The following is a 24,567-nucleotide window of genomic DNA, read 5'->3' as shown; positions in this document are numbered from 1 at the left end:
CGGTCGCGTGGGACTGGCTGCCGCGCGCCGCGCTGTGGTGGGCGATCGGGGCGGCGGCGGTGGCGCAGGTGGCGGTGCAGTTCCGGTTCTTTTTGCACATCCGGCTCAAGGGTCAGGCGAAGGAGGACCTGCAGCTCGTCCTCTTCACCGCGCTGATCCTCGCCATGATGGGCGGCGGCACGATCTGGCTCCTTCATAACCTCGACAGCCGGATGGGCGGGCCGTGAGAGAAACGCCACCGCAGGCAGGACAACTGATCCGCCGATCCGCCCCATGCCGTTTGGAAGCCTCCGGCCGCTTCGCTTCCCGGCGGGGGCCGGAACCCCGGGGATCGCGGCCTCGTTTCGATAGTACCGGCCATCATTAGGGAGACCTGCCATGGCTTCGCGTCCCGTCTGGAAAGGCCAGCTGCGCCTGTCGCTCGTGGCGATCCCAGTGGAGCTGCATTCGGCCCGTGATCGCGGCTCCAAGACTTCGTTCCGGCAGATCCACAAGCCGTCGGGCAAGCCCGTGAGCTATCAAAAGGTGGTGGACGGGCTCGGCCCCATCGACACCGCCGAGATCGTGAAAGGCTTTCAGACCGCCAAGAACGAATACGTGCTGATCGAGCCGGAAGAGGTCGAGGAGATCCGGCTCGAGACCAAGAAGACGCTGGAGATGGTGCAGTTCGTCGAACAGGGCGAGATCGCGCCGCTTTATTACGACGCACCCTATTACGTGGTGCCCGTCGATGAGCTAGCGCAGGACGCCTACCGCGTTGTCCGCGACGCGCTGCGCGAGACGCGCAAGGTGGGGCTCGGGCAGCTCACCATGCGTGGGCGCGAATACCTCTGCGCGATCCGGCCCTGCGGCGACGGGCTGCTGCTCGAGACGCTGCGCTACGAGGACGAGATCCGCAAGGCCGAGCCGCTGTTTGCGCAGATCGAGGACGACCCGGCGGACAAGGAGCTGCTCAAGGTCGCTACGCAGCTGATCGAAAGCAAGTCCGCGCCCTTTGACGCCTCGGCCTACGAGGACCATTACGCGCAGGCGCTCAAGGAGCTGGTGGCACGCAAGGCCCGCTCGAAGAAAGCGCCGCGCGCCCGGCCCGGCGAAGACAAGCCCGAGGTGGAGACCGACGCCAAGGGCAATGTCGTCGATCTCATGGCGGCGCTGAAAAAGAGCCTTGCGGCGGACAAGAAATCCGGCGGCAAGAAACCCTCGCCCCGCAAGAAAGCCTCGTAAGGAGGGTAAGTCATGGCTCGCTTGGAGGAGTACGAGGCCAAGCGCGATTTTCGCTCCACGCCCGAGCCGCGCGGTGCCGCGCGCGGCAAGGGCGGCAAGCTGTCCTTCGTGGTGCAAAAGCACGACGCCACGCGGCTGCATTACGATTTCCGCCTGGAACACGACGGCGCGCTCTGGTCCTGGGCGGTGACGCGCGGCCCCTCGGACGATCCCGGCGAAAAGCGGCTGGCCGTGCGCACCGAGGATCATCCGCTGGACTATGCCAGGTTCGAAGGGGTGATCCCCGAAGGGCAATACGGCGCCGGAACGGTGATGCTGTGGGACCGGGGCGACTGGGAGCCGCAGGACGATGATCCCGCCGCGGCCCTCAAGGCCGGCAAGCTGAAGATCAGGCTGCACGGCGAACGAATGCGCGGCGGCTGGACATTGGTCCGGATGAAGCCCCGCAAAAGCGGCGGCGCGCGCGAGAACTGGCTCTTGATCAAGGAGCGCGACGAGGATGCGACGGATGATCCCGACGGGCTGACCCGCCGGCACGACCGCTCCGTCGAAAGCGGCAGGCGGATGGAAGAGATCGCCGAAGGCGCTGCGGACCGCAAGGGGCGCAAGGGGCGCAAGGCGCGCAAGCACAAGATGCCGGAACCGGTTCGGCCACAACTCGCCACGCTGCGCGACAGCGCGCCAAAGGGGGAGGAGTGGTGGCAGGAGCCGAAATTCGACGGCTATCGCTGCCTGCTCGCGATCGGGGCCGAGGGCGTCGTTGCCTGGAGCCGGGGCGGCCATGACTGGAGCGACCGCTTTGCCCCGCTGATCGGCCCGGCCGGGGCGCTGGAGTGCGACGCGGCGCTGATCGACGGCGAGGTGACCGCCGGGGGCGGCGGCGGAGATTTCTCGACCCTGCAAAAGGCCCTGTCGCATAGCGGGCCGCTCACCTTCCATGCCTTCGACCTGCTACATCTCGACGGGCAGGACATGACCGCCCGACCGCTTCGCGACCGCCGCGCGGCGCTGGAAAGGCTGCTCGAGGATCAACCCGAGGACGGGGCGATCCGGCTCTCGCCCTACATCGAGGGGGCGGCGGAGCAGGTGCTGACCCATCTGTGCGGTGCAGGGGCCGAGGGTATCATCAGCAAGCGTGCCGATGCGCCCTATCGTTCGGGGCGCTCGACCGACTGGATCAAGGTGAAATGCGTCCAAGGGGCCGAGTTCGTGATCGGCGGCTGGTTGCCTTCGGACAAGCGGGGGCGCCCCTTTGCCTCGCTGCTGCTCGGCAGCTTCGAGGACGAACGGCTGGTCTACCGGGGCCGCGTCGGCACCGGTTTTGACGCGGCTGCGATGCGCATGCTCGCCGAGAAGCTCGATCCGCTCGCCCGCAAGACCCCGGCTTTCGACGATGCCCCACGCGCCGTGACCAAGCATGCGCGCTGGGTCACGCCGGAGCTGGTGGCCCAGGTGCGCTACGCCGAATTCACGGCCCAGGGCCAGATCCGCCACGGCATCTTCGAAGGTCTGCGCGAGGACAAGGAGGCGCAGGAGGTGAGCGCGGCGCAGGAACTGGCCGCCCTTCCCGCGCAGGAGGCCAAAGATGTGGAGTATCGCGGGATCCGTATCTCCAGCGCCGACAGGGTGGTCTATCCGAAACCCGCGCTCACCAAGGGCGGCATCGCCCGCCATTACGACCGTGTCGCGGAGCGGATGCTGGAGCACTCGGCGGAGAGGCCGGTAGCCCTCGTTCGGATGCCATCGGGCCTTAATGGCCCGCGCTTCTTCCAGCGCCATCTCGGCAAGGGGTTCCCGGAGGCGGTGCGATCGGTCCCCGTGACCGGGGCCGATGGCGACACGGACGAGTACATCACCCTGCCGGACCCGGCGGCCCTTCTGGGCAGCGTGCAGATGGGAACGCTCGAAGTGCATATCCACGGCGCGCGCAACGACCGGCTCGACCGCCCCGACCGGCTGGTTTTCGATCTCGACCCGGACGAAGACCTGCCCTTCGCGGCGGTGCGGGACGCGGCGCGCGAGATCGGCGCGCTGATGGATCGCTTCGGCCTTGCCTGCGCGCCGATGGTCACCGGCGGCAAGGGGGTGCATGTCGTCGTGCCGCTGCGCCGGACGGCGGGGTGGGAAACCCTGCGCGGCTTTGCGGAAGGCGTGGCGCGCGGCTTTGAGCGGCGCGCGCCGGAGCGCTATACCGCCAGCGCCTCCAAGTCGAACCGCGAGGGGCGCATCTTCGTGGACTGGCTCAGGAACGGGATCGCCGCCACGGCGGTATCGCCCTATTCGCTGCGCGCCCGGCCCGGGGCTTCCGTGGCGCTCCCCGTCGATTGGGACGAACTCGCCACGCTCGACCGGGCGGATGGTTTCGGCGTCGAGGAGGCCGCGGCGCGGGCCAGCCGAAGCTGTCCGTTGCTGGAGGCGAGCGCGGGGGCGCGCGGCCTGTCCCACGCGGTGCTCGACACGATGGAGGACTGGTTGGAGGAGCGCGACTGAGGCCGTTTTCCCCAAGTGGAAACGCAAAGCCCCGTCGCGGACGACAGCAGGGACCGCGCGGCGTCACTCCTCGCGCGTCAGCACGAAGAAATAGGGGGGCACGCCACGCGTCTGCATCAGGCCCAGCACCCGCGCCGCGTCGATCCGGCGGAAATGGTCGGTGATCGGCTGCCGGTCGTAGATCATCGCCGCGCCGGTGCAGCCGCGAAAGCAGACCGGCGCGAGACGGGCGGCCGGGCCGCGTGCACGCAATGCGTGGCGCAGCAGAAGAAATCCGAGGCGGCTCGGGCGGCTTTGGGCAAGCCGGGGCCAGCGCAGCGCTGCCGCGAGAGGCAGGCGCGCGGGATCGAGCGCCAGCCCGGGCTCGAAGACGAGCGGATCGACATGGTCCTCGCTCTCAAAGCGTTTGCCCCGCCAGCCGAGCCGTTCGAGAAGCCCGTCGAGCGGATGGCCGCTCGGCAGACCCGTGCCCCGCCACGCCCCGATGAGGTCGCTGGTGTCGACAGGCGGCAAGCCGTCGAACCGGGCAAGCGCCGCCTCGGGCGAAAGCCCCTTCCGGCGCCACCGCCGGACCCAGTTCGGCTCTTCTGTCGGGCCCGGGGTGTCCGGGCTTTCGGTTCGGGTCACCTCAGACTTTGCCGCGGCTGCGAGCTCTGCGGCCACCACGCCGGGTTGATCGCCGTAACGGGCCGAGTGGTGAAAGCCTGTCACGCGGCGGGCACCGGCGGTGCGGGCGATCTCACCGGCGCCTCGGGCGGTCAGATGCGCCGTGGCGGTGGCGAGGTCGCGGTCGGCCTCAAGGAAGGTGGCCTCGATGAACAGGTGATCGGCCTTCCGGCTCAGCGCGACGATCCGCTCGCGGTTCACCTCGGTGTCGGCGGCGTCGGTGACATAGGCCACGCGCTGCCCCTGTCCGATCTTCAGGACGCTTTGGCGAAGTTCGCCAAGGGACAGGGATCCGTGCCCCGGGATCTCGATGCACCGCGCGTCGGGCGCACCGGAGCGGATCGCGGTCTTGGCCGCGTCGAGCCATGCGCCGACCGGCAGGCCGCGCGCGTCGAGCGCGCTGCGCCAGACATTCACGCGCAGCCGCTCCTGCAGGACAAAGGCGAGCGAGGGCACCTTGTGATCGAGCGCCATGGCCCCGACGGTGAAATCCGCCTCGGACAGGACGAGGCCGGGATCGAGCGCGGGCAGCGGCAGATCGCGGCGGCAAAAGGCTTCGCGGGCGCGAAACTCGGCAGCCGCCGAAATGCGTGTGCCGTCGCACTCCTGCACCGTGAGGCGAAAATCGACGGAGCGCGCATCGAGCAGGTTCCAGGTAAAGGCCCCCAGCCGGTTCTCGGTCTGCTTCAGGAAGCCCTCGGGGCCGATGACGGTGAGCGGGCGCGGCCGGTGCAGCCGCAGTCGCAGCAGGCGATCGAAACCGGCGACATGATCCATATGGGCGTGCGAAACGAAGGCGTGGCTCACGCGCAGCAGCTCGCGCGGCGTGAGCGCGGCAAGGTCGCCCAGATCGAAAAGCATGGCGCGGCAGCCGAAGCGGAAGTCGAGATAGACGCCGGGATCGCCCTCGGGCGGGTTCACGAGACGAGGCTGAACGAGCTGGGTCACCGCATCACCGCAGTCGAAGCCATTCCGCCATCTGCGGTTCGATGCCATACGGTCAAGCCGGACCCGCCCGCCGCTGTCGGTCGTGGAGATCGATGACTTTCGAACGGGACGCCGCCGTCATGCTTCGATGAGACGGATCACCGCCTCGACGTCCCTGCCTTTGCGAAGCCATTCGGCCGCGGTCATGGGGCGGCCCTTCTCATCCTCGAACTCGAGCTGTGGCGTGGTCAGGAACCTGTAGATATCCACCGGGCGCATATGAGCCGGCAAGGCCTGCAGGATCGAGGCCAGCCCGGCAAGCGGCAGCGGCCCATCGAACTGGATTTCGGGCAGCTTCCAGCATTTGTCCTGCTCGGACCAGAAGCCGAGAAGCATCCTTGCCCGGACCCTCTTGCGCAACCGGCTGGGCAGCACGCAAAGCTGCATCGCGGTGTCGTGCAGACGGCGCGAGGCTTTCTCCATCCGGCAGGTCGGGTCGATGCAGCTCAGGTCGGGGATCGGCGGGGGTGGCGGATCGGGATCGCCCCGCCGCCGCGCGTTGACCTCTCCATGGCTCGATGAGGATGCAGGTTGCATATCCGGATTACCTCTGCCCTCTGAGTGGTTCTCCACCATCGTGCGTCCTTCTCTCGTCGGATGCGTCCTCCTTCAATTTTATATAGAATAGTACATGGACTTGGCCAAAAAGACACCATGCCTCTGCCACGCCGGAGCAAGCGGTTGGTGAGTGCTCGTCGGGTCCGTTCACGCTGGTCCGGCCTTCCGGAGATTCAGAAGCCTTCAAGCAGCCGGATCTTCAGATCGCGCCAGCTGCGCCGGGCGAGCGAGGCACGTTCCTCGTCGAGCATCGCCTCGATCCGGGCGCCCATCTCGCGCAGGCGGGCATCGCCAAGCCGCCGGGCATCGACGAACATCGAGCGCTCCTCGGCGGTGGCGTGATGGTCCACGGCCTCGTGCAGGCTGCGCAGCTGGGCCTCGAACTCCGGCTCCGACGGAGAAAGGCGCAGCACGATGGCGAGCATGTCCGCCAGCTGCTGGTGCTCGGCATGTGCGGCGGGGACGTCTTTGCTCACCGGCCGGACCTCCGGATAAAAGATCTCGTCCTCCACGTGCTCGTGGATCTGCAATTCCCCGGCCAACACGCGCATCATGTCGCGCCGCTCAGGATCGGTGGGCGACATGGCCGCGATCCTCTCAAAGAGCCTGCGTATGAGTTCGTAATGCTCGAAGAGCACTTCGTCCGCAGGGCGGGCACCGGGGGGCGGCACCGGCTGCGGGCGTTGCCGTTCCATGGCGATCTCTTCGGGTCTCAGCGCTTCGTCGCCGGGTTCGGGCTCGCGACGCAGTTCGACGACGCCTTGCACGATGCGCGTTTCATAGCGCGGCTGCGGCGCGGTGGAGGGGCCGTCCATGACGCCGCCATGCTCCAGACAGTATCGCGATCCGTGCCAGGGGCAGACCAGACCGCCATCCTGCACCCAACCTTCGTCGAGCGGTCCACCCATGTGCGAACACCGCGCGCCGAGCGCGTGGACGCGCCCGCGATGCAGGACAAGCACGACGCCGATGAAGGCCCGCGCGGCCTCGTCCCAGACCTCCACCCGCCGCGGCCTGTCTTCCTCGAGCGTCTCGAGCGGCGCCACGGGCTGGAAGCCCCGCGGCTCGGGCGAACGGTCCGCCCGATCGACACCGACGCCCCGCCGGTAGACAAGATGCCCGCCGAGATAGGCGCCCCCCATCATCGCAGCCCAGCCCGCCGCGCTCGCGGCTTGGCCGGCACCCCTGTGGCCTTTGCGGCGCAGCAGGAGAGAGCCCGCGGCGAGCGCGAGCGCGGTCGTGTTCATGGCGGCATGAACGAGCCCCGTGCGAGGGTCCCGCCCGTGTATCTGCCGGTAGTCCGCCATGCCCGCGGCGGCGGCGGCGACGGCACCGATCGTTCCGGCGGCAAGCGCGATGTCGGCGGCGCGGGGCGTCGCGGGTCCGGCGTCCACACCCAGCGTCTCCGCGCTGTCGATCGCAAAGGCCAGTGTCCACGCCCCCACCGGGATCGTGGCGAGAAGGGGGTGCAGCGGATGCCCCAGCCATGTGCCGTGGAGCGCATTCTGCAGGGGCTTTGCCGCGCGGCCCATCGGGTGGAGCACGAGCGAGACCGCATGAGAGACGTCGTAGGCGGGCCGATCCAGCCGGGCATCCGACTCAACGGCAGCGGTCCAATCCTCGGTGACCCTGCTCATGCCCGGCCCATGCGCGCTTTTGCGTTTCTCATGCCGTCATCTCCCCTGACCTTGTCGTTTTCTTCCTCTGCATTCTCGACGAGACAAGGGGCTCGCGAACCAAACCACCGGGGTCGCTCCGACGGCTGCATCCCGCGATATAGATGTCCGGTCTGCGCCGGCGGTTCATGAGATCTACCTCTGCCTGTCGAAAAAAGAAGCGGGCGAATGCCATTCAGGTTCCTGCACCATTGCGCCGTATGCGCCGTGGTTTTGCGCCAAGCTGATTGCTTACACCTGGGCTTCCACCAGACCCCCCCCAAAAAAAAGCAGCCAATTGGCAGAGCGACACGTCCGATCTTTGCAGTCATGTCGCGTTCTGCCGGATCGTCAGCCACGACTGCTGGCACCGCCATGCTTCAGCAAAGGCGCGGCTTCACCTGCGCGGCCTTTCTGCGAGAGAAAGACACCGGAAATGAAGAGCCGCCGAAGACGTGACAGGGAACCCGACCCCGTGGCGGCGGTTCGGCTGACAAGAGGAGGCGCGGCAATGTTGAAGACGGCGCAGGCTCGATACGCTTTGCTTCTGGGCATCGCCCTTGGCGGGTTCTTCGACGGCATTGTGCTGCACCAGATCCTGCAATGGCATCATCTTCTGAGCCTCGTTCCCGGCGTAGAGGACCTGCGCGCGCAGGTGCTCTGGGACGGCTACTTCCATGCGTTCATGTATGTGCTGGCGATCCTTGGCCTTTGGGGCCTGTGGCGCGCGCATGTGAAAGGCGCTGCAATCAGGGGGCGTGTTCTGCTGGGCGGGCTGATCGCCGGGTTCGGGACATGGCACCTGCTCGACAGCGTGCTGTCGCACTGGCTGCTCGGCATCCACCGCATCAGGATCGACAGCGAGATGCCGCTGCTATGGGATCTGGCGTGGTTCTTCGTGTTCGGACTGCTGCCCTTCGCCCTCGGCTGGGCGATGGGGCGAAGCGGCGGCACCGGCCCGTTCCCGCGCCATGCGACCGCCGCGCTGGTGCTGCTCACGCTTGTCGGCGCGGGGGCCGGGGGCTGGGCGCTGCGCCCACCGCCCGACCAGCCGTTCACCACCGTGGTGTTCCGCGCGGCCTATGACGCCGCTGATGTCGAAGCGGCCTTGGACAGGCTGGGGGCGCGCCTCGTCTGGGCCGACCCGATGATGAGCGTCGTGGTGGTCGATTTGCCACCGGACAGACGGTGGCGATTGTTCTGGAACGGCGCGCTTCTCGTCAGCGGCACCGGCACCCCGGCGGGTTGTTTCAACTGGAGCACCGTCTGACCCCGAGCGACGCCGGATCAAGGCCGCGCCGTCTTACATCGCGGCCGCGTCCTCGGCCCCCCCCTGTAGCGCCGATGAGGGGCAAGACAGCTCCCAGACCACCCCTTCGGGGGCGTAACTCAGGCTGACGCGCCCCGACATCGAGGATGCGGTCAGCTGGTCGAGGATCTTGGTGCCGAAGCCCGACTTTCGGGGCGCGGCGACCGGCGGCCCGCCGCTTTCGCGCCAGCTCATGCGAAAGCCGTCATCCCCCATGGTCCACGAGATATCGACACATCCGTCGCGATTGCTCAGGCTGCCGTATTTCGCGGCGTTCGTCGCCAGCTCGTGCAGGGCCATGCCGAGCGCCTGCGCCGCGGCGGGCGGCACCATGACGGGCGGGCCGGACAGCCGCACACGCGGGCCGATCGCGCCGAAATGCCCGAGCTGCGCCCGCACCAGATCGGCCAGATCGACGCGCTGCCATTCGTTGTTCACAAGGATGTCCTGGTTCGCCGCGAGCGCGCGCAGCCGCTGGCCGAAGGCTTCAATGAAATCCTGCGGCGAATGCGATGCCGTCTGTCGGGCGATCACCTGAACGATCGACAAGAGGTTCTTGCTGCGGTGGTTGACCTCGCGCATGAGCATGTGCCGCACCGCCTCGGAACGCTTGCGCTCGGTGATGTCCTGAATGACCTTGATCAGGTAATCGATCCGGCCATCGGCACGGCGCACGCAGCTGACCGTGGTATGGCCCCAGACGGTCTGCCCGTCCTTGCGCAGGTAGCGCTTTTCCAGATCGTAATCGTCGGCCTGCCCGGTTTCGAGCCGGTCCCATGCCGCCTTGCCCTTCGCCCGATCCTCCGGGTGGGTGAACATGTCGAACGGATGCCCTTCCATCTCCTCGGCCGCATGACCGAGCATCCGCGCAAGGCTGTCGTTGACGCGCACAAGCGCGCCATCCCCGCCGACGATGCCGATACCGACGCCGGCGTTCTCGAATGTCGCCTTGAAGCGCTGCTCGGCCGCTGCGATGGCGCGGCTGCGCTCGGCCACGCGCGCTTCCAGCTCGTCGTTGACGCGCGACAGTTCGGACAGCGCCTGCCGCTGCTGGCGGATGATGGTGGCGACGATGAGCCCGGTCGAGGCGCCGACGAGGACCAGCGCCTGCAGCTTCATGTGCAAAAGCGCGATCTCGGCGGGCGACAGCGGCACGTGCTCGAAGTTCTGCGCATGCACCCCGATCGTCAGCGTCAGCGCCAACACGGCAAGGGCGGCGCCCCGAAATTCGAAGCGCAGCGCCGCCCAGAGGATCGGCACGGGCAGCAGGAAGGCGAAGGTGCCCCCCGCCGACAGCACCCACAGGCTGAGCCCCGTCAGGACGACCGCGATGGCGGCCCCCTCGAGAGCCTGCGCCAATGTGGGTCGTGCCTTCTCCCGCCAGGCATTGGCGGCGGAGATGACCAGCGGTGTGGCGATCAGGATGCCGGTAGCGTCGCCCAGCCACCAGACGGGCCAGGTGGTGATGAAGGGGTTCTTTCCGGCCGCCGCCTCGACCGCGCTGCCCAATGTCGCGCTGATGACCGGCGCGGCCAGCACGCCGATGCCGAGAAAGCCCAGCACCTGCCGCAGGCTGACGAACCGGCGCATCGGCACCTTTGACAGCGCCCGAAGCAGCCAAGCGGCCGCGAGGACCGCCGCCGCGTTCGCGGCGATATATCCCAGCGCCCAGATCAGAGGGTTGTGATACCAAAGCGCGTTGCCGGTCAGCTCGCCCAAGGCGCCCAGCCCGACCCACCAGCCCCAGCTTCGCCGCGGCTGGGTCAGCAGCATCGCGAGAATGACGCCGTTGGGCGGCCAGACGGCGATCGGGATCTCCGGGATCACCACCATCCAGCGGCCGAACGCGATGGCGATCATGTAGGCGACATAGACGGCGATCAGCTGCGCGCCGCCGGGCAGCGAGGCCCCGCCGTCATCTGCCCTTTGGCCGAGGGTGTCGGCGGCAGATGTCATGCGATCCGCCTTCCAAGCAACGGAGCTGTCATGCAAGACCCGGCATATGCGATCCCTTTTGAAACATGATCGAAAAAGACCCCATATCACCCGACGATCAATCCACAGGTGTCATTCTTCTCCCATACAACCGGCCGATCAAGAATGAAACATGGGCGTCATGGCCTGCTCGGAAAGGCCAACGGTCGCCTGGCTTTGAAAAGCGTGAAGGGCAAAGGCACGACGGTGGATCTGTGGTTCCCCCGCGACCCATGACCGGCAAGAAGCCGAAGCGGGGCTGCTCGGAGGCTCTGGGCGGATCCGCCCGTGATCCTCGCGACCGGGTTCCCCGATCTTTCCGAAGGCGCCGCTCCCGTCGATCTGCCAAGGTCGTGCGCCCGGCAGGACCGGGCACACGACAAGCATCAGCTGCCGTTGTGGCCGTTGACGTAGTTCTTCACGAAGCTTTCGAGCTCTGGCGTGTCGCATTCGAAGCCCATCTCTTCGGCCTTCTGGATGACCTCTTCGCCGCTCATCCCGTTTTCGCAGGCGATATGCATCATCACGAAAGCGCCGGACCGCTTGCCCGAAGCACAGTGGACAAGCACGGGCGCCGGCAGTTCGGTGGCCTTGCGACGAAACTTGTCGACCACCTCGTCAGAGAGGTTCTGGCCATCAACCGGGTGATGAAGATAGGTCAGCCCGGCCTCCTCGGCCAAGCGCCCCTCTTCCCGAGGTTTCATCTTCAGCTTCTTGTCCTCGTCGTCGGTCTGCATGTTGATGATCGAGCGAAAGCCTTCCTGCGCTGCCTGACGGAGCTGGTCGGCCTCGGGGGCGAATTTCGCGACGGTGAAGCGGTCGTTGATCTGAACGGTATCTTGCACGCTGTTCTCCTCAGCTTGGGATTTCGGTCTCGTAGCCGGCAGCGCTCCATGCCTTCCAGCTGCCCGGCACGTTGCGGATGTCTCCGAAGCCATGTGCCGCGAGCAGGCTCGATGCGATGCTCGCGCGAAAGCCGCTGGCGCAGTAAGTGGCATAGGCTTTGCTACGATCGAGGCCGTCCAGCTTCTCGCGCAGCTCGCCAAGGAAGGCATGGGTCGCACCGGGCACATGGCCGCCTTCCCACTCGTCGGGCTTGCGCACGTCGAGCGGGGTGATGTCATCCGCCTCCCTCAGCTCATGCACCGAGATCTGCGGGATCTGCGCGAACGCCTGCCCGGCCTCGCGCCAGGCGCTCATGCCGCCGGCGAGGTAGCCGCCGAAATCGGCGAAGCCGGTGCGCCACAAAAGCTTCACGACATCGGGCAGCTCGGCATCCTCGTTCAGCACGAGATGGATCGGGCGTTCGGGGTCCAGAAGCCACCCGGCCCAGACCGACAACTCGGGCCGCGCGCCGATGTTGAGCGCGCCCTTCACGTGGCCCGCGCCAAAGCCCATCATGTCGCGCACATCGAGGATCTGCGCGCCGTTCCCGGCGGCTTGGGCGAACTGTTCGACCGTCAGCGGCGGCACGCGCGGCAGGTTGCGCAGCACCTCGGGGCCCTTGGCGTTGACCTTTTTGAGCCGGGGGTAATGCGTCGGCACCGGCGGCGCGTCCGCCTGCATCACCTTCCTGAACGCCTCAAGGCTCTCGATCTTCGCATAGTCGTTGAAGCGCCGCTCGTAGCCGATGGTCGAGGACATGCGGTCGCCGATATCCGGCCCGCAGGCCGATCCCGCGCCGTGGCAGGGATAGATGATGACATCGTCGGGCAGCGCCATGAACACGTCGCGCACCGTGTGGAACAGCTTTTCGGTCAGCTCCTCGGTCTGGTCGTCGCCCATCAGGTCGGGCCGGCCGACGCTGTCGACGAAAAAGGCGTCGCCCGAGAGCACGCCCCATGGCGTGTCGGTGTCGCCGTCGTAGAGGAAATAGGACATGTGCTCGGGCGTGTGGCCGGGGGTGAAGCGCGCCTTCATCCGCAGCCCGCCGAAGGCGAACGCGTCGCCGTCGCGCACCGCCTCGTGCTCAAAGCCGTATTCGGCCCCGCCTTCGGTGCTGACGTAAAGCTTGGCCTGCCCGCCAAGCCGGTCGACCAGCTCGCGCGCGCCGCTCATGAAATCGGCATGGATGTGGGTCTCGAAGACATGGGTGATGGCGAGGCCGAAGCGCCGCGCCGCCGCGAGGTAGATCTCCACGTCAGGGCGCGGATCGACGATGGCGCAGACATGCGCCGCGTCGTCGCCCAGCAGGTAGGAGCATTCGGCGACGCCGTCGGCGAGGATCTGTTCGAAGCGCAGGGTCATCTCGGGTCCTCCTTCACATGCAAAAACGAGCATGTTCGGGGCCGGGTTCCTGAACCGGTTGAGCGTAAGCGCGCCTCCACCGATGCCCGGATGAAGGCTGTGCAGAAATGCGCCACCGTAGGGAAAGCCCGCAATGAGACTGTCGGTGCGCTCGCAAGATTACAAAGCGACGGCACGCGCGATCATTGCGAGCTCGGCAGGATGGCTTTGCAACCCAGCGCGCCAGCGCAACGCTGACGTGCGTCATGTGGCCCGTGCGGTTCGGTCGTCCAAGGGGTTTGTTGGCGGCTCCATAGTTCTCGGGGGAACGGCAGATTTCTTGCTCCTGATCGTGTCGAACCGCGCACTCACGTCGGGCGGCACCAGAAACCGGGCCTCCAAGGCCCCCAAGGATCGCGGGGCTGTTCCCGCTGAGCTTGCACGAACCAATCCAGTTCGGTCCGAGCGAAACCCTACAGGCAGTGCGATGTCGCCAAAACGGGCATGAGCGTCCAAGCCGAGCTTGCAAAGGCAGCAATCGCGAGCGTCAGGCTGACGCGGTGGATGGCGGGGTCCGGGGCGGGCCAGCGCGGCGATCTCAGCAGGCCGATCAACAGCGCCTCGAGAGCCAGGACGAGAATGGCGGCGCCGATCAGCAGCGCCCGGCCGGGTAGCGCGGCGGCAAGTGCCGCCCATCTGCTCGAACACAACAGGCCATGCAGCCCGTAAACGGCGCTGAAACCGGCCAGCCAAAGCGTCAGCGGCAGCGAAATCCGCAGGATGGCGTTCATGTCAGCACCCCCGGCAGGCCGATCGCCGCGGCGGTCAGCAGGGCGACCAGCAGGGTATAGTCGCTCCACAGGCGGGCGATGCGCCTCGCGCCGCGCGTGGTACGCGCGGAGTGCCCCGACAGGCGGCGCATCAGCACCAGCGACCACATCAGCAGGCTGACGAGGCAGTGCAGCAGCCCGTATCCGACGAAGACCCAGACCGTCGCGTCATAGGCATGGAGGGTGGGATCGGGGCCGTGCGACAGCACGGGCAGCGCCGCGCCGGCGATGAGGAGGAGGCCAAGGAGCACCGCGCCATGGCCCATGAGCGCGCCGAGGCGCGAACCGAGAAAGGCCAGCCCGCCCCCCGCAAGCACGAGCGTCAGCGGCAGGGCCCCCGGTTCGAGAAAGGCCGGCGGCGGCCAGTTCGGGGCGATGGAGAACAAGAAGGCATAGCCAAAGAGCAGCGAGCCGAAAAAGGTGCCGTTGGCCAGCAGCAGAAAGACCGAGCCCCACCAGCCGGGCGGGTCCGCCGCCTCGGCCGCGGTGTGGAGCGACAGGCCCCGGCCGACCGGCAGCGCCCCCTCCGGCGCGGGGCGCCCCAGCCCCCAGACCCAGAGCAGCGCGCAGAGCGTCACGCCCAGGGCCGAGATCGGCACGAGCCAGTAGGCCTTGATCAGCATGCCGAGGAAGAACAGCCCCGTGATCGCCGACATCAGCACCGGCAGCGCCGTGTTGCCCGGAAAGACCACGATGTAGCGCGGCGCGCCGGTGCCGATCTCGACCGTGAGCGTCTCGCGCCGCCCGCGCCCGGGATCGCCGAGATAGCCCTCGCCGCGCGCCAGCCTGACCGGCAGCTCGGGGTCGTCATAGAGCGGATCGCGGGAGGTCACATGCGCGAGGCTTGCGAAGTTGTAGGGCGCCGCCGGCGTCGGCATGGCCCAGTCGAGCGTGCCCGCGCCCCATGGATCGCGCGAGCCGCGCACCGCCACCACGGCGTTGACCACCACGTCGATCAGCACCAGCGCGAAGCCGATCGCCATGACGAAGCCGCTGATCGAGGCGATGATGTTGATCGCCTCCCAGCCCTGTCCGCTCTCGTAGCTGTCGATCCGCCGCCGCATCCCCAAAAGACCGGCCCAGTGCAGGGCCAGAAACGTGCCGTGAAACCCCGGCACGACCAGCCAGAAGGCGGCGTGGCCGAGCTTGAAATAGGTCCGCCGCCCGGTGAAATGCGGCATCCAGTAGTAGAGCGCCGCGATCATCGGAAAGACGAAGCCGCCGACAAGGACGTAGTGCAGGTGGGCGACGATGAAGTAGGTGTCATGCGCCTGCCAGTCGAAGGGCACGATCGCCACCATCACGCCCGTCAGCCCGCCGATCACGAAGGTGGCGAAGAAGGCCAGCAGCCACAGCATCGGCAAATGCAGGCTCGGGCGGCCCTTCCACAGCGTGCCGATCCAGGCAAAGATCTGCACCGCCGTCGGCACCGCCACCAGCGTCGAGGCGGCGGAAAAGAAGGCCAGCCCCATATGCGGGATGCCGGTGGTGAACATGTGGTGCACCCAGAGCCCGAAGCTCAGCACGCCCAAGGACACCGCCGCGGCGACGATCCAGCCGTAGCCCATCAGCGTGGTGCGCGCCATCACCGGCAGGATGGTCGAGATCGCGCCCGCCGCCGGCAAAAAGATGATGTAGACCTCAGGGTGGCCGAAAAGCCAGAACAGGTGCTGCCACAAGAGCGCGTCGCCACCCTGCGCCACCTGAAAGAACGGCAGGCCGAAGGCGCGCTCCAGCTCCAAGAGGATCGAGCCGAGGATCAGCGGCGGAAAGCCCGTCAGGATCATCACCGCCGTGACCAGCGCGTACCAGGCAAAGATCGGCATCTGCGACAGCTTCATGCCCGGCGCGCGGTAGCGCAGCACCGTCACGGTGATCTCGACCGCCGCCGAGATCGCCGAGATCTCGACGAAGGTGATGCCGATCAGCCAGAAATCCGAATTGATCCCCGGCGCGCCGATGGTCGAGGACAGCGGCGGATACATGAACCAGCCGCTGTCGGGGGCGACGCCCGCCAAGAGCGCGAAGATCATCATCGCGCCGCCGAAGACGTAGCACCAGAAGCCGTAGGCGGTGAGCCGCGGGAAGGCGAGGTCGCGCGTGCCCAGCATCTTGGGCAGCAGATACACCGCGAGCCCCTCGAAGAAGGGGATCGCGAAGAGGAACATCATGATGGTCCCGTGCATCGTGAAGATCTGGTTGTAGTGGTCGGGGCCGAGAAAGGCCGAGCGCGGGCTGGCGAGCTGCGCGCGGATCAGCATCGCGAGGATGCCGCCGATGACGAAGAAGACCGTCGCCACGAAGAGGAACATCCGGCCCAGATCGGTGTGGTTCACGGTGGTGAACCAGCCTTTCCAGCCGGGGTCCGAGGCCCAGATCCGCGACAGGGCGCGGTGGCGCCTGAGCGCGTTCATGGCGTGTCTCCTCGCAGGAAGGCGCGCCAGCCCTCGGCATCATGCGCGACCACCGTGAAGCGATGGTCGCGGTAGCCCGCCCCGTTGAACTCCGACCCGAGCCCTTCGTAGCGACCGGGGCTGTCGGCCTCGATCCTGAGCACGTTCACATGCCCCGGCACGGCATCGAGCTTGCCCGCGAGCCGCGGCACCCAAAAGCCATGCAACACGTCAACGGAGGTGATGGCCACGTCGACGGGCCGGTTCGCGGGGATGTGCAGCACGTTTTCCGTCTCCCGACCGGGCGCGTCCTCGTAGCCAAAGCGCCAGTCCCACTGCCGCGCCTCGGCCCGCACGCTGACCAGATCGGGCGTGGCGCGCGGCAACAGCCGCTCGCCCACCATAAGGCCATAGGCCAGCAGCGCGGCGAGCACGGTCATGGGAAAGGCGAGCCCGAGCCAGACCACGAAGCGGCGCTCGTCCGTCTCCCCCGCGGGCCGCCGCCAAGCCAGCGCGATTAGCGCCGCGACGAAGAGGAAGATCGCCGCAGCCCCCGCCAGCAGCACCCACCACAAGGTGGCGATGACCGCCGCCGCCGGTCCGGCCGGATGCACGGCAGAGAGGCTTTCCTCGCAACCGGCGAGCAGCAGGAGTGTTGAGCCGGCGACACCACATCGCAGGAGAGGGCGGGCATGGCCGAAGAGATGATTCAGACAGAAAAGGAAGAGCTTTCCGATCCGATCGCGGAGCATGAGGGCTATGACCAGACCGAATCCATCGTCGGCATCTGGGGCCATCCTCTGCACGCGATGAGCGTGGCCTTCCCGGTGGCGCTGACCTTCTGCACCTTCGGGGCGGACGCGCTCTACTGGTGGTCGGGCGAATTGTTCTGGGCGCGCGCCGCGATCTGGGCGGCGGGCACGGCCTTCCTGTTCGGCCTCGCCGCGGGGGCCACGGGTACGGCCGAGCTTTTGATGGTCCCCGGCATCCGCATCCGCGCCCCGGCATGGTCGCATTTCGTGATCGCGGTGCTGCTGCTGTCGATCCTCGGCGCCAACTGGGGCTACCGGCTTCAGGGCTTTGAGGCGGCGGTGCTGCCTTACGGCATCCTGATCTCGGGCTTCAGCGTGCTCGTGGTGATGGTCACGGGATGGCATGGTGGGAAACTCGTCTTCGATTATCGTCTGGGCACGTCGAAAGGCAGCTGACGCCCGAGCGGCTCCGAAAGCCAGCCCGGCACTGGGATCTCGCCAAGCTCGGGCTTGGCGAGGACCAGCGCCAGGATCGTCAGGATCGGCACGAGCAGCAGCAAAAGCGGCAGCACCGGGTTCGGCGCCCGGTGAGCGCCCTCGCGTTCGGCCACGGCGACGAGGACGTACCCGACCCAGACGTGGAAACTCACCAGCAGCGCCACGAAGACAAGCTTGGCGAACATCCATGTCACGAAGACCTCGCGCAGGAAGATCAGCCCGGTGCCCGAAGCGATGGCGATCACCGCCGCGGGGGTGATGCAGAAGGTGTAGGCGTAATGCGTGGCCCGGCGGATGCGCTCGTAATCGCCCTGACCGATCGCCGGGTCGTGCCGGGCCAGCATCAAGGGCAGCGCGAAAAGGCCACCGCACCACAGCACCAGCATCCCCACATGCAGCGCCTTCAAATGCGGGATGAGATCGTAAAGCCAGCTCACGCGACCCCTCGTCCGGCGCCCGCGCGCCAGCCCCTGCGGGCCGAAAGGGCGATCATCGCGGCATAGGGCAGCATCGCGGGCACCCACATGATAAGCCCGCCAAGCTGCTGATCGGCCAGCGGCGTGAGCCCCCAGTCCAGCGGTGCCAAGGCATGCGCGGCGTAGAGCGGCGCGGGTGCGAAGGTCAGCAACGCGCCCAGCGAACCCATCTGCATCAACCCGGCCAGCGACCACAGCACAGCATCGACGCCACCATGCGCGCTCAGCACCGCGTGCCAGAACCAGATAGCGGACCCCAGCAGGGTCAGCTGCATGATCCAGTAGACCGCCATGTCGCTGAGGGCGAGATCGTAGGCGGCCGGGAGATGCCAGGCCCAGAGCAGCGCCGTCGAGACGAGGAAGGGCAGGGCGGCGCCCGAGGGACGGCGCGCGGGCAAGGCGGCGGCCAGGAGCGGGGCAGCGACCGCGACGAGAAGCACATGATGCACCACCCGCGCCGAGAACAGCCCCACCGAGATCGCGCAGAGCGGCGAGACGAAGGCAAGGACCAGCACGGCGACGGCGGTGGGGCCGGTTCGCGTGTTTCTGAGGGCCACCAGCAAAAGGAGCAGCCCCGCCAGCAGCAGAGGGTCGAGATTCCAACTGCGCAACACCAGTTCAGGCAGGGGCGCCACGCCGCAATAGCTGCCCGGGAGAATGTCGATAGGCATTGTCACGCTCCTCACCATGGCCGCGCCCAAAGCCAATCAACGACTTGCGCGGCCTAACGGTACGCCGCACCAGTTAGACCGGTAAGATTATGGTTCAACGGAATATTCCCGACGCCGATCGGAACTGTTCGATCCGACCTGATCGGACCGGTATTCCCACAGCTCCGCTTGCTTTCATGCGCTTGCAGCCGGATCGCCGAAACCAGCTGCCCGAGCGCACCCTCTCATACGGGTGACGATCGCCATGACCCGGGAAAGGCCGATGATCGGCAGGGCGAGGCATTGGTGCGCCCCTTGGGTCTCACTTGCCTCAATAGATGATGCCTGCCTCCTGACAGAGCCCTTCCGAGATGCCGGACATGTCGGGAATTGTTTCTCCGGGGCTTTCACTCTCGTCCCCTCCGGAGGCCAGTTGATCCAATGCGACCCCGGATGCGCCGTCGTCGAACCGGCGGGTCGAGGTCTGCCCGGCCCGTTCACTTTCCGCCTGTGGATCGGATGGCCCCTCGCCATTCGCTCCACCGCGCCCGGCATCTCGTGCGACATCCGTACAATGCTGCACGATGGCCTCCATCATGGCGCGGTTCCCGGTGTCGAATTTCTCGTTCCCGAGGTAGAGGGCCTCGGCCCGCACGGGTGTGGCCGAGCCAAGGGTCAGGGCAAGGGAGATGAGACATGCGCGCATTATGGGGCCACCTTCAGTGCTCCTCTTCGGCAAGATAGTCGCGCATCTCGGCCACCTGCGAAGCTGAAATCGGGCCGGCGCGCCGATCGCCGGTGCCGCGCAGGTAGGTCAGCAGGTCGGCGATCTGCGCATCGCTCAGCTTCCAGGAGAAGGGCGGCATGGCGAGCATGCTGGGAATGGTGTCGGTAGGCTGCGCCCGCGCTCCGCCGAGGATGATGCGGATGGCACTCGAGGGGTCTTCGGCATGGACCTTGTTGGACGTGCTCAGCGGCGCGAAGAAATATGGCACGCCGGACTGGTCCGCCGCGTGGCAGGCGGCGCAGTTGTCGAAGTAGATCCCGGCCCCGGTTTCAAGACGCGCCGCCTCGGGGGTGTCTTCCACCTCGGGCGTCTCGTCCTCGAGGCTCTTGAGATAGGTCGCCACTGCGCGCAGGTCCTCTTCGCGCAGGTGCTGGGTGGATATCGAGACCACCTCGCCCATGCGTTGCATGGGGGCGGTATGCTTGGCGCGGCCATGCTTGAGGAACTCGACGATGTCGTCGCTCTCCCAATGCGCGATGCCGCCGCCTTCTCCGGCGCGGATGTTGGGCGCGAACCAGTTCTCCAGCAGCCCGCCGCGCAGGTATTCGTCGTCCTTGCTAGCCCCGAGCAGGTTCTTGCCCGAATGACAGCCGCCGCAGTGCAGCGGTCCGTCCACGAGAAAGCGGCCCCTGTTCCAGTCCTCGGAGCGATCGGGGTCGGGGACGAACGCCTTGTCCTCGAAGAACAGGAGCTTCCAGCCAGCCACCGACATGCGGATGTTCAGCGGGAACGGCAGATCGTTCTCCGGATCTTCGGCATGGACCGGTTCCAGCGACTGAAGATAGGCGAAGATCGCGTCGGTCTCGTCGCGCGACATCAACGTGTAGTAGGGGTAGGGCATCGCCGGATAAAGATGCCGGCCCTCGTCGTCGATGCCCTCGTTCAGCGCGTTGTGGAAATCCTCCCGCGTCCATCGGCCCAGGCCGGTCTCGTCGTCCGGTGTCAGGTTGGGAGAGTAGATCGTGCCGAAGGGGGTGCCGAGGGCGCGACCGCCGGCGAAAGGCAGGCCGTCGTTTTCGATATCCGTGTGGCAGGCCTCGCAATCACCCGCGATGGTCAGGTAGCGGCCGCGCTCCACCTGCGACGAGGACAGCTCCTGCGCGGCGGGCGCGGTGGCCGTGACGGACGCCATGCAGCCGATGGCGGATATCAGCGCAAGGCCCCTCATGTCTGAACCAGCGGGCCCGGTTGACCCAGATACGTGTTGATGATCGCGTCCACCGACCAGTAGGCCAGCGCGCCGACCGTGTCGGTCGGGTTGTAGCCAGCGTTTTGCGGGAACAGCCCGGCCCCGGCGACGAAGAGGTTCGGCAGATCCCAGCTTTGGCAATAGCGGTTGCACACGCTGGTCTGCGGGTCCGTCCCCATGATTGTGCCGCCGGTGTTGTGGGTGGTCTGGTAGGGAACAGAATCGTAGGAGCCCTTGCGCTCGCCCACCACGACCTCGCGCCCGCCCATTCCCCGCGCGATCTCCTCGGCGACAGGGGTGAGATGGGCGCTCAGCCGGCGGTCGTTGAGCGTGAAGTCGAAGGTCATGCGCAGCAGCGGACGGCCATGCCGGTCGGTATAGGTCGGGTCGAGGTCGAGGTAGTTGCTGCGATGCGCCATGGAGGCGCCATGGACTCCCACCGAGGCGGTCTTGAGAAAGTTGGCCTGCACCGCCTGCTTCCAATCGCTGCCCCAACCGGGCACGCCCTCCGGAACGGGATGGCTTTCGATCGGACGGGCATTGGTGGTGTAGCAGGCGATGTAGCCGCCGCCGATGAAGCCCAGACCGGAATGGTCGAAGTTGTCGCCGTTGTAGTCGTCGACCGCCATCCCCAGAGCCCCCGCGCCGACGAAGCCGTTGGTGTACTCCTTGTCGAAGAACACCGTGGCGCCGGACATCACCTGATAGCAGTAGTTCTTGCCGACCACGCCTTCCCCGCTGCGCGGGTCGTAAGGCTTGCCGATCTGCGACAGAAGCATCAGCCGGGTGTTCTCCAACGGGTAGGCGCACAGCACGACGATCTCAGCGGGCTGGAAGAAGCTCTCGCCGCTGGTGTCGACATAGGTGACGCCCGTGGTCCGCGACCCGTCCGCCGATTTCTCGATCGACAGCACCTCGCTATCGGTGCGCAGCGCGAAGTTAGGCCGCTTCATCAGCGCGGGGATGATCGTCGTCTGCGGCGAGGACTTCGAGTAGTTGCCGCAGCCGTGCTTTTCACAAAAGCCGCAATAGGTGCAGGGCGCCAGTTGCAGGCCTAGCGGATTGACATAGGCGCGCGACATGTTGGCCGAGGGCACTGGGAAGGGGTTGAGCCCGACATTGCGCGCCGCCGTCTCGAAGCGGTCCTGCGAGAAGGTCATCTCCATCGGCGGGTTGGGATATTCGTCGCTGCGCGGCCCCTCAAAGGGGTTGCCACCCGCGACGATATCGCCTTTCAGGTTGCCCGCCTTGCCGCAGATGCCGCAGATCTTCTCGAAATAGTCGAAATGCGGTTCGAGCTCCTCATAGGTAACGCCGTAATCCTGAACCGTCATCCCCTCGGGCAAGGGGCCGTAGCGCTCCTCGTTGTGGCTTTTGGCCACGAAATCCGACGGCAGGAAACGGTAAGTCTGGCCGTTCCAGTGCACACCCGATCCGCCCACGCCGTTGCCGGGCAGGAACGATCCCCAGCTGCGCATCGGCAGCGCGGTCTGGGCAGAGTTGTTGCGGAAAGTGACCGTCGATTGCGACGCCTCCTGGAACATGCCGTGCCGCCAGTAATAGCGCAGCTCGTCCTGCGCGAAGGTGGTGGCGAAATCTTTCGTCGTGTCGCGCCATGGCCCCCGCTCCAGGGCCAGCACGTCGAGCCCCGCGTCCGTCAGCTTTTCGGCATAGATCGCGCCGGTCCAGCCGAAGCCGACAAGGACCACGTCGACACCTGGGAGCTGCTTTGCCATTCGTTACCTCCTGGTCCTGGTCTCAGGGACTGTTCCAGCCCGGGCGGCCCGACAGGCTGACCGGCTCCAGCTGGATGCGCGCGCCGTCGTGGCCGACGAAGTCGCGATAGTCGTAGCGGGTGCCGGGAAAACCAATGTAGTGCCAGGCCACCATGTCACGGTTGCCGCCATAGATCGGGTCGGCGAAGAAGCCTTCGATCGTGTTCTTCAGGATCAGGTCGAAGAAGGTCTTGGCCGGTACCTTCTCGAAGGTGATCTCTTCTTCGTCCAGGCCCTTCAGCACCGCGTCCTGCCGGTCCTCGGAAAGCTCGGCGAAACCGGCCTCGTAGGTATTGCGGCAATAGACGTCCAGCGCGACGAGCGCATGGCGATAGAGCTGCGCGGGCGGGTGTTCGGTCTGGTAGCCCTGCGTGGCGGTGCCTTCGAGGAAGGGCCCTTGCATGTACCAATGCTGGCCGCGGCCGTAGAAGCCCGCCATCTGTCGGTCGAGAAAGGTCACCACGTCGGCCTCTGTCGCGCCCGGCCCATCGTCGCTGGGTATCAGCCGCGCGCATATCGCCGCCACCGTCGTGCGCTCCGCGGGGGTGAAGAATGAGGCTTCGACCGTTCCGTGATAGGGCGGCTGGCCCCTGAACGGCGACCACGGCATGCCCTCGCCGCGCCCGTATTTGGCGGCGTAGAGCGCCGAGGGCGCCGCGATGGCGGTGCCGCCGAACAGCAGGGCTTTCAGAACTTTGCGTCGTGTCGGAGAAAACAAATCCTCTCTCCTGTTGCTGCCAGCTACGGTTATCCAGTTGCCTGAAACAAGCTGGGTTGGTTCTCATGGCCGTCAAGAGAATTGAGGACGCGTGAAAGTGCCTAAATGCGAACGCCGAATGTGAGCGATACTTGAACCGCGACTCCGCAGTGATCTCAGGGTAGGGCGCTCACGGCCTCTCCTCCAGCATTTTGGCCCGGAACACCTCGGCGGGGGTTTTCCATCCGAGGCATTTGCGCGGCGTGGCATTCAGCCGATCGCAGATCTCGCGGATGTCGTGGTCCGAGAGTTGGCCGATGTCGCGGTCTCTGGGCAGCCAGCGGCGGGCGCGACGGTTGGTGTTCTCGACCGTGCCTTTCTGCCAAGGCGCCGAGGGGTCGCAGAACCAGCTATTGGTGCCGATCTCGGCCTGGAGATGCGGCCATGAGACGAACTCGGTGCCGCGGTCGAAAGTGATCGATCGGCGCGCCGGTTGGGGCAGGGCACGGATCGCTGCGATGACCTTGTCCATGACGGGCCGGGTCCGCTTGTCGGCGTTCTTCAGAAGCACGGTGAAGCGGCTGACGCGCTCCACGAGCGAGGTCACGTTGGCGGACCCGAACCTCTGCCGGAACAGCATCAGATCCGCCTCCCAGTGGCCGAATTGCGAACGCTGCGCCACCGCCTCCGGCCGGAACAGGATGCTGACATCGCGATGGAATTTCGGCGCTCTGCGCTTGCGGGTGCGTCTCGGGTGGCGGGCCTTGCGATGGGTCGGCAGATACCACCACAGCTCTTCGCGTAGGCCTTCCTTGGCGTAGATGTAGCGATAGATGGTCTCCTGGCAGACCCGCAGCGGTGCGCGTTCGATCTGCATCCGGCCGGCGATCTGTTCCGGCGTCCAGCCCTCCTTGATCCGCTCGACGACCTGATCGCGCAGCTGCGGGTGCCGGATCAGCTTACGCTGTCGAGCCCGGCGATCACTGGTTCTCAGCTGTGCGGCCATGGCGAAGTAGCCCACGACCTTCGGCATGCAGGGATCCTGAAAATGATTGCGTCGGAGCTCGCGGAAAATGGTCGAGCGATGTCGGCGCAGCACCCGCGCCATCTCATTCACGGATACTCTGGCATGACGCCAGCGCTCGATCTTGCGGCGCTCCTCGAGCGTCAGCTGCGCGTAAACACGTCCCATACTGAAAACTCCTGCTTGATAGGGCATTGTTTTCAAACAAGAGTCGCAGTTGGAAGTAGCGCGCGCCGCCACATATGAGTGTCGCAACCAAGCAGAATTGTCACCGGCTCTGCAAAGCAGTATCCGTGTTGATCAAGCGTACTTGTCGGCCCATGTCCGCCCGTCTCTGAGCAGGGCATTGGCGACAACGACAAGCTTCCTCATGATTGCTGTCAACGCGACCTTGGGTGGTTTTCCGG

General features: G+C 66.6%; 21 protein-coding genes and 1 pseudogene. 5 read left to right on the top strand and 17 right to left on the bottom strand.

What is annotated here, in order from left to right; all coding sequences use genetic code 11:
• The 3 genes from ACJASC_RS16440 to ligD all read left to right on the top strand — a co-directional run.
• A partial coding sequence (locus ACJASC_RS16440; protein WP_415146957.1) for a cytochrome-c oxidase occupies window positions 1-227 on the top strand: 227 nt, incomplete at its 5' end.
• Between the two features lie 151 nt (window positions 228-378).
• Window positions 379-1,224: a non-homologous end joining protein Ku gene (ku, locus tag ACJASC_RS16435; RefSeq protein WP_282026237.1), complete on the top strand. Its 846-nt coding sequence runs from the start codon at window positions 379-381 to the stop codon at window positions 1,222-1,224.
• Between the two features lie 12 nt (window positions 1,225-1,236).
• A complete protein-coding gene (ligD, locus tag ACJASC_RS16430) occupies window positions 1,237-3,714 on the top strand; it encodes a DNA ligase D (protein ID WP_415146956.1) in 2,478 nt (825 codons plus the stop codon).
• A gap of 63 nt (window positions 3,715-3,777) precedes the next feature.
• Here the strand turns inward: ligD and ACJASC_RS16425 are convergent, their stop codons facing one another.
• The 3 genes from ACJASC_RS16425 to ACJASC_RS16415 form a co-directional block, all read right to left on the bottom strand.
• Window positions 3,778-5,328 carry a GXWXG domain-containing protein gene (locus ACJASC_RS16425; RefSeq protein WP_415146955.1) on the bottom strand — a complete coding sequence of 517 codons (1,551 nt, stop codon included), beginning with the start codon at window positions 5,326-5,328 and terminating at the stop codon, window positions 3,778-3,780.
• A 117-nt stretch (window positions 5,329-5,445) separates the two neighbouring features.
• Entirely contained in the window at window positions 5,446-5,904 is a 459-nt protein-coding gene (locus ACJASC_RS16420) for a hypothetical protein (RefSeq protein ID WP_415146954.1), read from the bottom strand.
• A gap of 194 nt (window positions 5,905-6,098) precedes the next feature.
• Window positions 6,099-7,562: a DUF2231 domain-containing protein gene (locus ACJASC_RS16415; RefSeq protein WP_415146953.1), complete on the bottom strand. Its 1,464-nt coding sequence runs from the start codon at window positions 7,560-7,562 to the stop codon at window positions 6,099-6,101.
• A gap of 529 nt (window positions 7,563-8,091) precedes the next feature.
• Here ACJASC_RS16415 and ACJASC_RS16410 point away from each other — a divergent pair.
• A complete protein-coding gene (locus ACJASC_RS16410) occupies window positions 8,092-8,850 on the top strand; it encodes a DUF2243 domain-containing protein (RefSeq protein ID WP_415146952.1) in 759 nt (252 codons plus the stop codon).
• A gap of 33 nt (window positions 8,851-8,883) precedes the next feature.
• On the opposite strand, the gene ACJASC_RS16405 is transcribed toward ACJASC_RS16410, so the two are convergent.
• From ACJASC_RS16405 to ACJASC_RS16380, 6 genes are all read right to left on the bottom strand, one after another.
• The gene (locus ACJASC_RS16405; protein ID WP_415146951.1) at window positions 8,884-10,845 is read right to left on the bottom strand and encodes an MASE1 domain-containing protein; all 1,962 of its coding nucleotides are present in this window, start codon (window positions 10,843-10,845) and stop codon (window positions 8,884-8,886) included.
• 404 nt (window positions 10,846-11,249) lie between these two features.
• Entirely contained in the window at window positions 11,250-11,708 is a 459-nt protein-coding gene (locus ACJASC_RS16400; RefSeq protein ID WP_415146950.1) for a protein tyrosine phosphatase family protein, read from the bottom strand.
• A gap of 10 nt (window positions 11,709-11,718) precedes the next feature.
• A complete protein-coding gene (locus ACJASC_RS16395) occupies window positions 11,719-13,110 on the bottom strand; it encodes an MBL fold metallo-hydrolase (RefSeq protein ID WP_415146949.1) in 1,392 nt (463 codons plus the stop codon).
• Between the two features lie 452 nt (window positions 13,111-13,562).
• Window positions 13,563-13,880 carry a hypothetical protein gene (locus tag ACJASC_RS16390; protein ID WP_415146948.1) on the bottom strand — a complete coding sequence of 106 codons (318 nt, stop codon included), beginning with the start codon at window positions 13,878-13,880 and terminating at the stop codon, window positions 13,563-13,565.
• Window positions 13,877-16,333: a cytochrome c oxidase subunit I gene (ctaD, locus tag ACJASC_RS16385; RefSeq protein WP_415146947.1), complete on the bottom strand. Its 2,457-nt coding sequence runs from the start codon at window positions 16,331-16,333 to the stop codon at window positions 13,877-13,879. The genes ACJASC_RS16390 and ctaD overlap by 4 nt, the downstream gene beginning before the upstream one ends.
• Window positions 16,330-16,926: a cytochrome c oxidase subunit II gene (locus tag ACJASC_RS16380; RefSeq protein WP_415146946.1), complete on the bottom strand. Its 597-nt coding sequence runs from the start codon at window positions 16,924-16,926 to the stop codon at window positions 16,330-16,332. Before ACJASC_RS16380 ends, ctaD begins: the two co-directional genes overlap by 4 nt.
• A gap of 90 nt (window positions 16,927-17,016) precedes the next feature.
• Between ACJASC_RS16380 and ACJASC_RS16375 the strand changes: the two genes are divergently transcribed.
• Window positions 17,017-17,520, top strand: a complete 504-nt coding sequence (locus ACJASC_RS16375) for a DUF2231 domain-containing protein (protein ID WP_415146945.1) — start codon at window positions 17,017-17,019, stop codon at window positions 17,518-17,520.
• On the opposite strand, the gene ACJASC_RS16370 is transcribed toward ACJASC_RS16375, so the two are convergent.
• From ACJASC_RS16370 to ACJASC_RS16335, 8 genes and pseudogenes are all read right to left on the bottom strand, one after another.
• Window positions 17,490-17,999, bottom strand: a complete 510-nt coding sequence (locus ACJASC_RS16370) for a CopD family protein (RefSeq protein ID WP_415146944.1) — start codon at window positions 17,997-17,999, stop codon at window positions 17,490-17,492. The two genes, ACJASC_RS16375 and ACJASC_RS16370, sit on opposite strands and share 31 nt — an antisense overlap.
• Window positions 17,996-18,709, bottom strand: a complete 714-nt coding sequence (locus ACJASC_RS16365) for a cytochrome c oxidase assembly protein (protein WP_415146943.1) — start codon at window positions 18,707-18,709, stop codon at window positions 17,996-17,998. The genes ACJASC_RS16370 and ACJASC_RS16365 overlap by 4 nt, the downstream gene beginning before the upstream one ends.
• Window positions 18,710-19,019: 310 nt before the next feature.
• On the bottom strand, window positions 19,020-19,394 hold the full coding sequence (locus ACJASC_RS16360; RefSeq protein WP_415146942.1) for a hypothetical protein: 375 nt from the start codon (window positions 19,392-19,394) through the stop codon (window positions 19,020-19,022).
• Window positions 19,395-19,407: 13 nt separating this feature from the next.
• Complete coding sequence (locus ACJASC_RS16355) at window positions 19,408-20,607, bottom strand: c-type cytochrome (RefSeq protein WP_415146941.1); 1,200 nt, start codon at window positions 20,605-20,607, stop codon at window positions 19,408-19,410.
• A gap of 32 nt (window positions 20,608-20,639) precedes the next feature.
• Window positions 20,640-22,400, bottom strand: a complete 1,761-nt coding sequence (locus ACJASC_RS16350) for a GMC family oxidoreductase (RefSeq protein WP_415146940.1) — start codon at window positions 22,398-22,400, stop codon at window positions 20,640-20,642.
• Window positions 22,401-22,422: 22 nt separating this feature from the next.
• Window positions 22,423-23,157, bottom strand: coding sequence for a gluconate 2-dehydrogenase subunit 3 family protein (locus ACJASC_RS16345; protein WP_415146939.1), 735 nt, complete (start codon window positions 23,155-23,157; stop codon window positions 22,423-22,425).
• 169 nt (window positions 23,158-23,326) lie between these two features.
• A complete protein-coding gene (locus ACJASC_RS16340) occupies window positions 23,327-24,328 on the bottom strand; it encodes an IS30 family transposase (RefSeq protein WP_415146958.1) in 1,002 nt (333 codons plus the stop codon).
• Window positions 24,329-24,460: 132 nt separating this feature from the next.
• Window positions 24,461-24,567, bottom strand: a pseudogene (locus tag ACJASC_RS16335) (IS110 family transposase); the annotation flags it as partial.

The organism is Limimaricola cinnabarinus (assembly GCF_047631075.1).
Classification (GTDB): domain Bacteria; phylum Pseudomonadota; class Alphaproteobacteria; order Rhodobacterales; family Rhodobacteraceae; genus Limimaricola; species Limimaricola cinnabarinus.
This window is presented reverse-complemented; position numbering and strand designations above follow the sequence as displayed.

Excerpts from the sequence above, each read along its gene's own strand:
- ku (WP_282026237.1), top strand. The coding sequence starts at position 379 with ATGGCTTCGCGTCCCGTCTGGAAAGGCCAGCTGCGCCTGTCGCTCGTG.
- ligD (WP_415146956.1), top strand. The coding sequence starts at position 1,237 with ATGGCTCGCTTGGAGGAGTACGAGGCCAAGCGCGATTTTCGCTCCACG.
- ACJASC_RS16420 (WP_415146954.1), bottom strand. The coding sequence starts at position 5,904 with ATGCAACCTGCATCCTCATCGAGCCATGGAGAGGTCAACGCGCGGCGG.
- ACJASC_RS16415 (WP_415146953.1), bottom strand. The coding sequence starts at position 7,562 with ATGAGCAGGGTCACCGAGGATTGGACCGCTGCCGTTGAGTCGGATGCC.
- ACJASC_RS16410 (WP_415146952.1), top strand. The coding sequence starts at position 8,092 with ATGTTGAAGACGGCGCAGGCTCGATACGCTTTGCTTCTGGGCATCGCC.
- ACJASC_RS16405 (WP_415146951.1), bottom strand. The coding sequence starts at position 10,845 with ATGACATCTGCCGCCGACACCCTCGGCCAAAGGGCAGATGACGGCGGG.
- ACJASC_RS16395 (WP_415146949.1), bottom strand. The coding sequence starts at position 13,110 with ATGACCCTGCGCTTCGAACAGATCCTCGCCGACGGCGTCGCCGAATGC.
- ACJASC_RS16390 (WP_415146948.1), bottom strand. The coding sequence starts at position 13,880 with ATGAACGCCATCCTGCGGATTTCGCTGCCGCTGACGCTTTGGCTGGCC.
- ctaD (WP_415146947.1), bottom strand. The coding sequence starts at position 16,333 with ATGAACGCGCTCAGGCGCCACCGCGCCCTGTCGCGGATCTGGGCCTCG.
- ACJASC_RS16375 (WP_415146945.1), top strand. The coding sequence starts at position 17,017 with ATGATTCAGACAGAAAAGGAAGAGCTTTCCGATCCGATCGCGGAGCAT.
- ACJASC_RS16365 (WP_415146943.1), bottom strand. The coding sequence starts at position 18,709 with ATGCCTATCGACATTCTCCCGGGCAGCTATTGCGGCGTGGCGCCCCTG.
- ACJASC_RS16360 (WP_415146942.1), bottom strand. The coding sequence starts at position 19,394 with ATGCGCGCATGTCTCATCTCCCTTGCCCTGACCCTTGGCTCGGCCACA.
- ACJASC_RS16355 (WP_415146941.1), bottom strand. The coding sequence starts at position 20,607 with ATGGCGTCCGTCACGGCCACCGCGCCCGCCGCGCAGGAGCTGTCCTCG.
- ACJASC_RS16350 (WP_415146940.1), bottom strand. The coding sequence starts at position 22,400 with ATGGCAAAGCAGCTCCCAGGTGTCGACGTGGTCCTTGTCGGCTTCGGC.
- ACJASC_RS16340 (WP_415146958.1), bottom strand. The coding sequence starts at position 24,328 with ATGGGACGTGTTTACGCGCAGCTGACGCTCGAGGAGCGCCGCAAGATC.